Here is a 12,390-nt window from a genome sequence, read left to right as displayed (position 1 = left end):
GATCGGGATCGGGATGCCGATCAGCCAGAGCAGAATGCCGCGCATGATGCGTTTCCTTCGTTCGTTGATCTGCATGACCAACGCGCAGGGCGGATGCAGAGTTCCGCTTCGCAGCAATCACACACGCACCTTCGTCATGCCCGGACCTGATCCGGGCATCCATGCCGTTACGCCTCAGCAAATCGGAGCGCGAGTGGAATGGATTGCCGGGTCAAGCCCGGCAATGACGTGGTTCTCTATGTCGCGACCAAGCTGCTCCGCGTCGCTTCAAGCTCGAAGGCGGCGGCGAGCAGAGCCTTGGTGTAGTCGGTCTTGGGCTTGGTGAACACCGTGCGCGCCGGGCCTTGCTCCACCACCTTGCCGTGACGCAGAACGATGATGTTATTGGCCAGCGCCCGCACCACCTTGAGATCGTGGCTGATGAAGAGGTAGGCAAGCTTGTAGCGCTTCTGCAGGTCGCGCAGGAGATCGACGATCTGCGCCTGCACCGATACGTCGAGCGCCGATGTCGGCTCGTCGAGAATGAGGAATTTCGGCTCGAGCACCAGCGCCCGGGCGATAGCGATGCGCTGGCGCTGACCGCCGGAGAACTCATGCGGGTAGCGGTCCTGGCAGGCGGGATCGAGCCCGACCTCTTTCAGCGCCCGCGAGACGCGCGCCCGCCGCTCGGTGCGATCCATGCCAGGCTTCTGGATCAGCAGGCCTTCCTCGATGATCTGCCCGACGGAGAGGCGGGGAGAAAGCGAGCCGTAAGGATCCTGGAACACGATCTGCATGTCGCGGCGGAGCGGCCGCATGCGCTTTGAGTCGTAACCGTCGATGCGATTGCCGAGATAGACGATCGGCCCTTCGCTCGACACTAGCCTGAGCAGGGCCAAGCCGAGCGTCGTCTTGCCGGAGCCGGACTCGCCGACAACGCCGAGCGTCTGCCCTTCCTTCACGGCCAAATCGATGCCGTCGACGGCCTTGATGTGGCCGACCGTGTGCCGCATGAAGCCGCGCTTGATGGGAAACCACACCTTCAAATCCTTGGCCTCGAGGATGATCGGCGCTTTGGCATTAGCGGCGGGGGGCGAGCCTTTTGGCTCCGAGGCAAGCAGATGCTTGGTATAGGGATGCTGCGGCGAGGTGAAGATGTCGTGCGCGGTACCGCGCTCCACGATCTCGCCATTGGTCATCACGCACACCCGGTCGGCCATTTTGCGCACGATGCCGAGATCGTGGGTGATGAGCAGCATGGCCATGTTGAATTCCGATTTGAGCTTGAGCAGCAGGTCGAGGATCTGCGCCTGGATGGTCACGTCGAGGGCCGTGGTCGGCTCATCGGCGATCAGCAGGTCTGGCTCGTTGGCGAGCGCCATGGCGATCATCACCCGCTGCCGCTGACCGCCGGAGAGCTGATGCGGATAGGAGGCGAGGCGGCCTTTCGGGTCCTCGATGCCGACCTTGTCGAGGAGATCGAGCACGCGCGCCTGGGCCGCGCTGTTGGAAAGGCCGCGATGGATCTTGAGCACTTCGCCGATCTGCTGCTCGATGGTGTGAAGCGGGTTGAGCGAGGTCATAGGCTCTTGAAAAATCATGGAAATTTGATTACCGCGGACATGGCGCAATCCGTCGAGCGGCAGCGCCATCAAATCCTCGTCCTTGAATCTGATGACGCCTGAGGGATGCGAGGCGGCGGGGTAAGGGAGGAGGCGCAGGATGGAGAGCGCGGTGACCGTCTTGCCCGAGCCAGACTCGCCGACCAACGCCACGGTCTCGGCCTTGCCGATGTCGAAGGACACCTTCCTCACGGCGTGGACGAGCTTGCCTCCGCCGCCACGAAAATCGACGGCCAGGTCCTCGACGTTGACGAGTGGCGCTGTCATCGCGATGCGACCTCATCCAGGAGTCGCTTCAGGTCAGCAATCTTTAGATCGACGCGCTCGAAAACATGCTGCGCTGATGGCTTCAGCTTTCGATCGCCGGTCACAACGACGGTACAAGCGCTCTGTTCAGCGGTTGCAAGATGGATCGCGTCAGGCAATTTGGTTCTCGGCTCTTCGGCTCGATGGAACGCTGCTAGAATGAGTATGCTGCGATCCACAGCGATCACATCTAATCCCGGGCGCTGTTCGACAAGGTCGGCATAGATGGCGGCAACGGTGCCCGGCGTCAACATGATCGGATTTTCTGTGTCTCTTGGCAAAACGATACCGTCACGCGCAAGCTGAAAGGGCTTCACCAATAGTTCGGCCAAAGTCAGCTCGCTTGTTACCAACAAACCGGGGTGAATTTTGCCTGCCTCAATGACTGCCTTCGCAAGCTCACTCAGCTCGCCAGTGTGCTCGACTGCGGTGACGAACACATTCGTGTCGAGGTAGATGCGCATGGTGGGAGGGCGCTAGTCCCACTCATCGCGCAATGCTCTGATACGTGCGACAGCTTCTTCCGTTGTCACAGGTTGAATTTGTCCTTCTCGTATCAGCCTGTCCGCTTCCTCCCAAATCTCTTCCAGAGTCCTCAGGTGCTTGTGGGGCTTCTCCTCTTCGACCACCGTCACGGTGACATGCCCGCCAGGATCGATGCCCTCGCGTAGCTCGACCGGCAACTTGGCCGCGGGATAATGCTCTTTCACGATCTTGTTCATGGCTGCACTCTAGCACATCAGGCGTTCTGCTTCTCGCTCGCAGCATCGGCGCAGATGCCGTGCTCGATCTCGACCGTGGCGTGATCCAGCCCAAAGCGCGCATGCAGCCGCTGCTTGATGGCCTTCACCATGCGGTCCCCTTCGAGACCGTCCTCGACGCAGGCATGCAGTGTCACCATCTGCCGCTCCTGGGTGATCGACCACACATGCACATGGTGCACCCCGGTGACGCCGGGGACGTTGGCGACAAGGTCTGGTTCGATGTTGCGCGTGTCCAATTCGTGCGGTGCCCCTTCGAGCAGGATATGGCCTGAGGCTTCCACGACCTTCCAGCCGCTCCTGAGCACGATGACGGCGACGAGGATCGAAAGCAAAGGATCGATGGGCGTCCAGCCGGTGAGGAAGATCACGGCGCCGGCAGCGAGAGCCGCCACGGAGCCGAGGAGATCGCCGAGCACGTGGATGGCTGCGCTTTTGACATTGAGGTTCTCGCGGTCCGCGCCATGCAACAAGCCAAAGGCGACCAGGTTCACGACGAGGCCGGCCGCGCCCACCACCATCATGATTCCGCCGGCCACGGGCTGCGGCTGGTTGAGGCGCTCGACAGCCTCGAGCACGATCCAGGCCGCGATGGCGAAGAGCGCGAGGCCGTTGGCGAAGGCGACGAGCACCTGGAAGCGATCGAAACCATAGGTCCGCTTCCAGTCGGCGGGCCGGCGTGCGAGGCGAAACCCGAACCAGGCCAATGTCAGCGAGCCCAAATCGGTGAGCATGTGGCCGGCATCGGCCAAGAGCGCGAGCGACCCTGACAGGATGCCTCCGGCAACCTCGACGAACATGAAGAGCCCGGTGATGAGCGCAGCAAGCCCCATGCGCCGCTCGTTGGTATCACGGCGGTGGCTGTGGGCTTGCCCGGGGGCGTGGTTATGGGAGCCGTGCATCGTTACTCCTCAGCCGAAGGATTTGCGCGGGTCAAGCGCGTCGCGCACCGCCTCGCCGATGAAGATCAGGAGGCTCAGCATGACGCCGATGACGAAGAAGGCCGTGAGCCCGAGCCAAGGGGCCTGCAGATTATCCTTGCCTTGGGCGAGCAGTTCACCGAGCGATGGGGAGCCGGCAGGCAGACCGAAGCCGAGAAAGTCGAGCGAGGTCAGCGTGCCGATCGAGCCGTTCAGAATGAACGGCATGAAGGTGAGCGTCGCCACCATAGCGTTGGGCAGGAGATGCTTGAAGATGATCCTCGGATTGGAGAGGCCGAGCGCTCGTGCCGCCGTGACATATTCGAAATTGCGGGCGCGCAAGAATTCGGCGCGGACCAGGCCAACCAGCGCCACCCAGGAGAAGGCGAGCAGGATGCCGAGCAGGATCCAGAAATTCGGCTCAATCACGGCGGCGATGATGATCAAGAGATAGAGCTGCGGCACCGAGGTCCAGATCTCGATGAAGCGCTGGAACAAAAGATCGGTCCAGCCGCCGAAAAAGCCCTGCACCGCCCCCGCCATCACGCCGATGAGCGAGGCGAAGAAAGTCAGCACCAGACCAAACAGCACCGAGATGCGGAAGCCGTAGATCACCCGGGCGACCACGTCACGCCCCTGATCGTCGGTGCCGAGCCAGTTCCATTCGAGCTCGGCATTGCAAGGGTGGAATCCGCCCTTGATCGCCGCCTCGCAATCCTCCTTGGTCAGCATCCAGGTCGGTTTCACCGGGAAGGCCATTGGCGGGTTCTTGTTCGGCGTGTCGTAGGAGAAGGGGATCGGCGGCCACAGGACCCAGCCGTCCTTCTGCATGATCATCTCCTTGACCGCAGGGTCGCGATAGACGGCTTCGGTCTCGAAGATGCCGCCGAAGGCGGTCTCCGGATAGGACTTGAACACCGGGAAGTAATACTGGCCGTCGTATCTCACAATCAGCGGCCTGTCGTTGGCGATGAACTCGGCGAACAGGCTGACCACGAACAGGATGAGGAAGATCCACAAAGACCAGTAGCCGCGTCTATGCGCCTTGAAGGTCTGCCAGCGCCGCTGATTGAGCGCCGACAGCACGAACCGCCGCCCCGGAAGGTCGGCGATGGTGGCCTCGTCGATGATTGCGGCGTCGGTGGGTATATCCATCGACTAAACCTCGCGCGTCTCGAAATCGATGCGCGGATCGACCCAGGTATAGGTGAGGTCGGAGACGAGATTGATGACGAGTCCCATCAGCGAGAAGATGTAGACGGTGGCGAACACCACGGGATAGTCGCGGTTCACGATCGATTCGAAGCCGAGCAATCCTAGCCCCTCGATCGAGAAGATGGTCTCGATCACGATGGAGCCGGCGAAGAAGGCGCTGATAAAGGCGCCGGGGAAGCCAGAGATGACGATCAGCATGGCGTTGCGGAACACATGCCCGTACAGCACCTGGTGATCGGTCAGGCCCTTGGCGTGCGCCGTGGTGACGTATTGCTTGCGGATTTCCTCGAGGAACGAGTTCTTGGTGAGGAAGGTGAGCGTGGCGAAGGCCGAGAGCGACATGGCGATCATCGGCAACACCAGATGCCACAGATAATCGAGGATCTTGTCGGGCCAGGACAATTGCGCCCAATTTTCCGAGGTCAGCCCGCGCAACGGGAAGATGTTCCAGAACGAGCCGCCGGCGAACAGCACGATGAGGAACACGGCGAACAGGAAGCCGGGAATGGCGTAGCCGATGACGATCACCGTGCTCGTCCACACGTCGAAGCGCGAGCCGTCCTGCACCGCCTTGCGGATACCGAGCGGAATCGAGATGGCGTAGGAGATGAGCGTCATCCACAGCCCGAGCGAGATCGACACCGGTAACCGTTCGCCGATCAGCTTGAGCACGCTGGTATCGCGGAAATAGCTCTGGCCGAAATCGAAGCGGAAATAGTTCCACATCAGCATTCCGAAGCGTTCATAGGCCGGCTTGTCGAAGCCGAACTGCTTCTCCAGGCTCTTGACGAATTCAGGGTCGAGACCTTGCGCGCCGCGATATTTTGACGGCGCCGATATGTCGCCAGGCGTGCCGCCTGGCGGCCGCCCGACGCCGAAATCGCCGCCGCCGCCGCTGAATCTCGCCGTGGCGCCGACATCGGTGCCGGTGAGCTGCGCGATCAGCCGCTCGACCGGGCCGCCTGGCGCGAACTGCACGACGACGAAGGTCACGAGCATGATGCCGATCATGGTCGGCACGATGAGCAGAAGCCGGCGCAGGATATAGGCAGTCATGCTGGTACCGAGCGAGGCCCTTTTTTTGCTGAGATTCGCGGGGAGTTTCGCAGCTTTCGGCCGCCGATACCACCCTCTCTCACCTGGGAGAAGCCGGTATGCCGCAGGCCCGGTCCGGGGGCGTCCTACCGCTTGCGGCGGAGGAACCTGATCAGCGCGTAACCGGCGAAGCCGAGCGCGAGCAGCGTGCCGAAGATCAGTGCGACCGGGGAAGAGCGGCGGGGCGCGCTGCCGCCTTCCGTGTCGGAAGTTTTGGCGTCGGCCGCGGTGGCCAGCTTGGCGGCCTTGGCCGCGTCATACCACCAGGTGTCGAGGATGCCGCGGTCGAAGCGCGGCTTGGTTTCCGGCCGGGAGAACTTGTCCCAATAGGCGATCGTGTTCGAGGCCTTGTACCAATGCGGCACCCAATAGTGTCCGGCGCGCAGCGCGCGGTCGAGCGCACGCGCCGCGGTCTCAAGCTCCTCTCGGCTCTTCGCCGCGATCACCCGCTCGACCAGAGCGTCGACGGCTGGATCGGAGATGCCGGCGAGGTTGAGCGATCCGTCCATTGAGGCCGCGTCGGAGCCGAAATAGCTGCGCAGCTCCACGCCAGGCGTGTTGCGCATCTGGTAGCGTTCGGTGGTGATGTCGAAGTCGAAGCTCTTCAACCGGCGCTGATACTGCGCCGGATCGACCATGCGCATCGAGGCGTCGATGCCGAGCAACTGCAAATTCTTGACGAAGGGCGCCGTGACCCGCTCGAAGGCTGGCTCGAAATTCAGGATCTCGAGCTTCATCTGCTCGCCCTTGTCGTTCACCCGCTTGCCGTCCTTGACGGTCCAGCCGGCCTGATCGAGAAGCTTGCCGGCCTCCTCGAGCTGGTTGCGAATGTTGCCGGAGCCGTCGGTCTTTGGCGGGAGGTAGGCAGGGCCGAGCGCCTCAGGGGAGACCGGCGCGCCAAGACTTTCAAGCAAGCTTTTCTCGGCCGGCGACGGCGCGCCTTCCGCCTTCATGGTGGAATTTTCGAAGAAGCTCTGGGTGCGGGTGTAGAGCGCGTAGAACAGATTGCGGTTGGTCCATTCGAAATCGAAGGCTAAGTCGAGCGCCTTTCGCACCAGCGGGTCTTTCAGCTGCTCGCGCCGCGTGTTGAGGAAGTAGCCTTGCGTGCCCGAGGGCGTCTCGTCGGGCAGCACGTCCTTCTTCACCTTGCCGGCGCGGATCGCCGGGAAATCGTATTCCGTGGCCCAGACCTTTGAGGTGAACTCCTCGCGGAAGTCGTAGGTGCCGGCCTTGAAGGCCTCCATGCCGGCGGTGCGGTCGCGGAAATATTCGAAGCGGATCTCGTCGAAGTTCCAGCGCCCGCGATTGACCGGCAGATCCTTGGCCCAATAATTGGGGTTGCGCTTGTAGGCGATGGTGCGGCCCTGCTTCAAGTCGCCGACCACATAGGGGCCTGAGCCGAGTGGCGGATCGAGCGTGGTCTGGGCGAAGTCGCGCGTCGCGTAATAGGCCTTGGAGAGGATCGGCAGACCGGCCACGGTGAGCGGCAGATCGCGTGTGAGCGTGCCCTTGAAGCTGTAGCGCACGCTATGCGGATCGAGCGCTTCCGCCTTCACCACGTCGGCGAGCATTTGCCCGTAGAGCGGATGGCCCTTGGTCTTGAGTGCTTCGAAGGAGAACACCACATCGTGGGCGGTGAGGGAGCTTCCGTCGTTGAACTTCGCTTCGGGGCGAAGCTCGAAGGTCACCGACATGCCGTCCGGCGCAATTTCGGCGCTTTTGGCGACGAGGCCATAGACCGCATCGGGCTCGTCCGCCGCCCGCGCCATCAGCGAATCGAACAGAAGCTCCAGTCCCTGCGCCGCGTCGCCCTTGAGAATGTAGTTGTTGAGGCTATCGAAGGTGGTGACGCCGCCCCAGCCGACGAGCGTGAAGGTGCCTCCCTTCGGCGCGTCGGGATTGGCATAGGCGAAGTGCTGGAAGTCGGCGGGGTAGGCGAGATCGCCGAAAGACGAAAGCCCATGCTTTGCCTCCGCCTGACAGGCGCCTGCCGTGATGTGGAGGGCGCCGGCACAAACGGCGCCGACAGCGAGCGCGCGAAGCATCGGCCGCGCCGTCAAAGCTTGGAGGCTCCAGGCAGCTTGGCGGCCATCTCCTTGTCGAACCACCACACTTGCGTGAAGCCGGGGGTGAGGCCTGGCAGGATCGCGGGCTGGCCGTAGCGGTCCCAAAAAGCGATGCGCACCACCGGTGCGTACCATTGCGGCACCACGAAGTCGTTCCACAGCAGCACGCGGTCGAGCGCGTTGGTGGCTGCAACCAGCTCCTCGCGGTTCTTGGCGAAGATCACGTGGTCGACCAGCTTGTCTACGGCCGGGTCCTTGATGCCGATCAGGTTGCGGCTGCCTTCACGCCCCGCTGCTTCGGAGCCCCAGAAGTCTCGCTGCTCGTTGCCCGGCGACTCCGACTGGCCGAAATTGCCGACCACGATGTCATAGTCGAAGCCGTTCAGGCGTCGCGTGTATTGGGCGCTGTCCACCATGCGCAAGCTGCCCTTGATGCCGAGCCGCGCAAGGTTGCCGATATAGGGCTGCACGATGCGCTCGAACAGCGGCGAGACCAGCAGGAACTCGACGGTGAAGGGCCGCCCGGTCTTGCTGTCGACCAGCACGCCGTCCTTCACCTCGTAACCCGCCTCTTTCAGGAGCTGCACGGCTTTGCGCAGATTGCCGCGCATGTCGTCGGAATTGCCGTTCACCGGATTTTTGTGCACCTCGGTGAACACTTCCGGAGGCACCTGATCCTTCACCTCGTTCAGGATCTCGAGCTCGCGTCCTTGCGGGAGCGCGAGGGGCGCCGCGAGCTCGCTCCCCTGGAAGAAGCTGCCGACGCGGGCATATTGCCCGTAGAACAAATTCTTGTTCGCCCATTCGAAGTCGTAGGCGAGGTTGAAGGCCTGCCGCACGCGGCGGTCTTGGAATTGCGGCCGGCGGATATTGAGCACGAAGCACTGCATGGGCTGCGCACTCTTGATCGGGACCTCTTGGCGCTTCACCCATCCATCGCGGACCGCGGCGAAATCGTAGGCCGTCGCCCAGTTCTTGGCGCTTATCTCCTGGTGATAGTCGAGATTGCCCGCCTTGAAGCTCTCGAAGGCGACCGTCTCGTCGCGGTAATAGTCGAAGCGGATCTCGTCGAAGTTCCACTGGCCGCGATTCACCGGCAGATCCTTGCCCCAATAGTTGGGCACGCGCTCGTAGGCGATGGTGCGGCCCGGGGTCACCTGCTTGATGCGGTAGGGACCCGAGCCGAGCGGCGGCTCGAGCGTCGTCTTCAACGGGTCGCGCTGATTGCCGGATGCGTCTTTCCCCGTCCAGTAATGCTTGGGCAGGATGGTGAGCTGGCCCATGATCATCGGCAGCTCGCGATTGCCCTTGACGTCGAAGGTGAAGGTCACCTGGTTCGGCCCGGTCTGCTCAGCCTTGGCCACGTTCTTGTAGTAGAGCGCCATGCGTGGGTTGGCAGCCTTGTTCACTTCGAGGCTGTAGACGACGTCCCCGGGCGTGATCGGCGTTCCGTCATTCCAGTGCGCTTCGTCGCGGAGCTTGAAGGTCACCGAGGAGAAGTCTGGCGGATGAGACGCCCATTCGGCGATCAGGCCGTAGGAGGTGGACGCCTCCTCGAGGCTGTCGGCCATGAGGGCCTCGTAGAGGAGGCCGAGACCCCCGGCGGCCTCTCCCTTGTAGAGGATCGGGTTCAGACTATCGAAGGAGCCGATATCGGCCATGCGCACGACGCCGCCCTTCGGCGCGTCCGGGTTCACATAGTCGAAATGCTGAAAGTCCGCCGGGTATTTCGGCGTGCCGATCAGCGAGAGGGCATGGCGATGCTGCGGTTGCGGCCCTTCCTGCGCGCGCGCCGGAAGGGTGAGGAGGCTGACAAGGACGAAAGGGAGGAGAAAGCGGCGAAGCATCATGGCGGGCGCTTACGCTTGACGTTGATCCGTTGCCTGCCCGCGACGGGCTGCATTGATCGGGATTGTAGGTCTAAGGACCGGGCCTGAGCCCCTCGGGGCCTCTTAGCATGGGGCCAGCCGAGCCCTCCATGAATTATCGCTCATGTTGATCCTCCCCCGCTTGGAGCGCGGGGGAGGATCGAATTGTCGAACTACTGCGGCTCGCCGTCGGGATAAGCAGGCTGCGGTTGCCTTTCGGTCGACGGCTCGGAGAAATCAGCAGCTGACGCGGGAGCTTCCTCAGGCGCCGGGGCCGCTTCCCCGGCTGGCTCCTCACCAGGGACGACTGCCTGAGGCTGACGAGCGGTGGAGGGCTCCGAAAAATCCGCATCAGGTGCTGGAGCCGGCGTTTCGGCCGGAGCCTCCTCGGTGGCGGGAGCGGCAGGAGTCTCGGCCGGCTTCTCCTCGGCGGCGGGAGCGGCAGGAGCCTCGGCGGGTTTCTCCTCGGCCGCGGGAGCTGCAGGCGCCTCGGCCGGCTTCACTTCCGCCGCCGGCGCCGCCGGCGTTTCGGCCGGCTTTTCCTCGGCTGCCGGGGCCGGAGCCGCGGCGGGTGCCGCCTCGGGCAAGGGAGCCGGGCTGTCGGACTTGGTGCGCAGGAAGTCGATCACGTCGGCGCGGGTTTTGAGATCCGGAATGCCTGGGAACGCCATGATGGTTCCCGGGGCATAGGCCTGCGGATTGGTGAGCCAGAGGTCGAGATGCTCGAAGGTCCAATCGCCCTCGCTTGCCTTGGCCTTCAGTGCCGGCGAATAGTTGAAGCCCTCGAGCGATGCGATCTTGCGTCCGACGACTCCAAAAAGATTGGGGCCGATCGGGCTTGGCGCCCCTTTATCGAACGCGTGGCAAACCTTGCACAGTGCGACGCTTGCTTCGCCTTTCTTCGGGTCCGCCTTGGCCAAAGCGGGAAGGATCTCAGCCCCTGGGGCTGCCTCGCCGCCAGGCTTCGCGGCGCCTTCAGCCGGCTTCGCTCCTTCGGCTGCCGGCGCCTCCTTGGCGGCGACGACTTCAGGCAGTGGCGGCGGGTTTTCGGTCTTGCTGCGCAAGAACATGATCACGTCGGCTCTTTGCTGCCCGTCGGGCAGGCCCGGGAAAGCCATGATCGTGCCAGCGGCAAAGGCTTGCGGGTTGGTGATCCAGTGGTTGAGATTCTCGTAGGACCAAACCTCTCCGGCCTTGGCCTTCAGTGCCGGCGAATAGTTGAAGCCCTCGACCGAGGCGATCTTGCGCCCGACCACGTTATGCAGATTGGGGCCGATCGGGCTCGGGGCGCCGGCCTCTAAGGCGTGGCACGCCTTGCAGATCGCAGCGGTTGTCTCACCCTCGGCCACGTCGGCCTTGGCGAGCAGCGCCGGGAGGTCGCTGCCAGGGGCGGGCGCCGGTTTCTCCCCAGCCTTCTCCCCTTGCTTGGTGGCAACCTCAAAACCAGGCTTCTCAGGCTCGTGCTCCTCAAAGGCGATGTTGATGAGCGTTTTTGTGCCGAAAATGAGCAGCAGAGCGCCGAGCACGGCCATGGCGATCTGGTTCAGGCGGTAATGCTTCATGGTCGATTTTCCCCCCGGATGCAGAGGCTAGTTTTCGAAGTTCTTGCTACGGAAAATGAGAGTACTCGGCGTAGGCGGCTGTTGTAGCCGAGGCATTTAGCCCTGCCAAGATGTCGCGAGACCACAATCTCCGTGTTATCTGACCCAAATGGCCCCCAATCTGATCGTCATTCCGGCAAGGCTAAAGGCGACAAGGTTGCCGGACAAGCCTCTCGCCGACATCGCCGGCGAGCCCATGATCGTCCATGTCTGGCGCCGAGCCGTCGAGGCCAAATGCGGCCCCGTGGTGGTGGTCGCCGACGACGAGGCCATCTGCGAGGCGGTGCGGCTCGCCGGCGGCGAAGCGCTGATAACGCGCCCCGATCACATGAGCGGCTCGGACCGGATTTTCGAGGCCGTCTCCAGGATCGATCCGGAAGCTGAGATCGAGACCATCGTCAATCTGCAGGGAGACTTGCCGACGCTCGATCCACGGCTGGTCCGTGCCTGTCTCGGCGCGCTCGATGACAGTGCCGCGGATATCGGCACCATCGCCGCGACGATCGCGCGGGTGGAGGAGCGCACCGACCCCAACGTGGTGAAGGTCGTCGGCTCGCCGCTCGGTCCGCGGGCCTTGCGCGCGCTCTACTTCACCAGGGCCACGGTGCCTTACGGCGACGGGCCGCTTTACCATCACATCGGCATCTATGCTTATCGGCGCGCGGCGCTTGCCCGTTTCGTGTCCTTGCCGCCGTCGCCGCTCGAGACCCGCGAGAAGCTCGAGCAGCTTCGGGCGCTGGAAGCCGGGATGCGCATCCACGTCGCCCTCGTTGACACCGTACCGCTCGGTGTCGATACTCCCGCCGACCTCGCCCGGGCGCGTCAGCTGCTTGGCGTTCGAAGTGATTCTCCCCCTCACCCCAACCCTCTCCCCAAGGGGAGAGGGGGCTAGTCGTCCAAGCCTCGCTTCACCTCTCCCCTCGGGGAGAGGTCGGCGCGGAACGCGCCGGGTGAGGG

At 63.3% G+C, this 12,390-nt stretch carries 10 protein-coding genes; 1 reads left to right on the top strand and 9 read right to left on the bottom strand.

The genetic code is table 11. From position 1 onward, the window contains the following. Positions 1-236: 236 nt before the first annotated feature. The 9 genes from ACREC7_RS01585 to ACREC7_RS01545 form a co-directional block, all read right to left on the bottom strand. Complete coding sequence (locus tag ACREC7_RS01585; RefSeq protein ID WP_431553934.1) at positions 237-1,868, bottom strand: ABC transporter ATP-binding protein; 1,632 nt, start codon at positions 1,866-1,868, stop codon at positions 237-239. Next, complete coding sequence (locus ACREC7_RS01580) at positions 1,865-2,371, bottom strand: type II toxin-antitoxin system VapC family toxin (protein WP_431553933.1); 507 nt, start codon at positions 2,369-2,371, stop codon at positions 1,865-1,867. The genes ACREC7_RS01585 and ACREC7_RS01580 overlap by 4 nt, the downstream gene beginning before the upstream one ends. Positions 2,372-2,383: 12 nt before the next feature. Continuing rightward, on the bottom strand, positions 2,384-2,629 hold the full coding sequence (locus ACREC7_RS01575; protein WP_431553932.1) for a hypothetical protein: 246 nt from the start codon (positions 2,627-2,629) through the stop codon (positions 2,384-2,386). A gap of 17 nt (positions 2,630-2,646) precedes the next feature. Further along, entirely contained in the window at positions 2,647-3,570 is a 924-nt protein-coding gene (locus ACREC7_RS01570; RefSeq protein WP_431553931.1) for a cation diffusion facilitator family transporter, read from the bottom strand. 9 nt (positions 3,571-3,579) lie between these two features. Continuing rightward, positions 3,580-4,743 carry an ABC transporter permease gene (locus tag ACREC7_RS01565; RefSeq protein ID WP_431553930.1) on the bottom strand — a complete coding sequence of 388 codons (1,164 nt, stop codon included), beginning with the start codon at positions 4,741-4,743 and terminating at the stop codon, positions 3,580-3,582. 3 nt (positions 4,744-4,746) lie between these two features. Beyond that, positions 4,747-5,859, bottom strand: a complete 1,113-nt coding sequence (locus ACREC7_RS01560; protein WP_431553929.1) for a microcin C ABC transporter permease YejB — start codon at positions 5,857-5,859, stop codon at positions 4,747-4,749. Positions 5,860-5,984: 125 nt separating this feature from the next. Then, on the bottom strand, positions 5,985-7,943 hold the full coding sequence (locus ACREC7_RS01555) for an extracellular solute-binding protein (protein WP_431553928.1): 1,959 nt from the start codon (positions 7,941-7,943) through the stop codon (positions 5,985-5,987). A gap of 11 nt (positions 7,944-7,954) precedes the next feature. Next, complete coding sequence (locus tag ACREC7_RS01550) at positions 7,955-9,814, bottom strand: extracellular solute-binding protein (RefSeq protein WP_431553927.1); 1,860 nt, start codon at positions 9,812-9,814, stop codon at positions 7,955-7,957. Positions 9,815-10,005: 191 nt separating this feature from the next. Then, positions 10,006-11,394: a c-type cytochrome gene (locus ACREC7_RS01545; RefSeq protein WP_431553926.1), complete on the bottom strand. Its 1,389-nt coding sequence runs from the start codon at positions 11,392-11,394 to the stop codon at positions 10,006-10,008. A gap of 148 nt (positions 11,395-11,542) precedes the next feature. Here ACREC7_RS01545 and ACREC7_RS01540 point away from each other — a divergent pair, with 148 nt between their 5' ends. Continuing rightward, positions 11,543-12,325, top strand: a complete 783-nt coding sequence (locus ACREC7_RS01540; protein ID WP_431553925.1) for a 3-deoxy-manno-octulosonate cytidylyltransferase — start codon at positions 11,543-11,545, stop codon at positions 12,323-12,325. The last annotated feature ends 65 nt before the right edge of the window (positions 12,326-12,390 follow it).

The organism is Methyloceanibacter sp. (assembly GCF_050728395.1).
GTDB lineage: Bacteria > Pseudomonadota > Alphaproteobacteria > Rhizobiales > Methyloligellaceae > Methyloceanibacter.
The sequence above is the reverse complement of the archived record's forward strand: the minus strand, read 5'-3'. Positions and strand labels throughout refer to the sequence as shown.

Excerpts from the sequence above, each read along its gene's own strand:
- ACREC7_RS01585 (WP_431553934.1), bottom strand. The coding sequence starts at position 1,868 with ATGACAGCGCCACTCGTCAACGTCGAGGACCTGGCCGTCGATTTTCGT.
- ACREC7_RS01580 (WP_431553933.1), bottom strand. The coding sequence starts at position 2,371 with ATGCGCATCTACCTCGACACGAATGTGTTCGTCACCGCAGTCGAGCAC.
- ACREC7_RS01575 (WP_431553932.1), bottom strand. The coding sequence starts at position 2,629 with ATGAACAAGATCGTGAAAGAGCATTATCCCGCGGCCAAGTTGCCGGTC.
- ACREC7_RS01570 (WP_431553931.1), bottom strand. The coding sequence starts at position 3,570 with ATGCACGGCTCCCATAACCACGCCCCCGGGCAAGCCCACAGCCACCGC.
- ACREC7_RS01565 (WP_431553930.1), bottom strand. The coding sequence starts at position 4,743 with ATGGATATACCCACCGACGCCGCAATCATCGACGAGGCCACCATCGCC.
- ACREC7_RS01560 (WP_431553929.1), bottom strand. The coding sequence starts at position 5,859 with ATGACTGCCTATATCCTGCGCCGGCTTCTGCTCATCGTGCCGACCATG.
- ACREC7_RS01555 (WP_431553928.1), bottom strand. The coding sequence starts at position 7,943 with ATGCTTCGCGCGCTCGCTGTCGGCGCCGTTTGTGCCGGCGCCCTCCAC.
- ACREC7_RS01550 (WP_431553927.1), bottom strand. The coding sequence starts at position 9,814 with ATGATGCTTCGCCGCTTTCTCCTCCCTTTCGTCCTTGTCAGCCTCCTC.
- ACREC7_RS01545 (WP_431553926.1), bottom strand. The coding sequence starts at position 11,394 with ATGAAGCATTACCGCCTGAACCAGATCGCCATGGCCGTGCTCGGCGCT.
- ACREC7_RS01540 (WP_431553925.1), top strand. The coding sequence starts at position 11,543 with ATGGCCCCCAATCTGATCGTCATTCCGGCAAGGCTAAAGGCGACAAGG.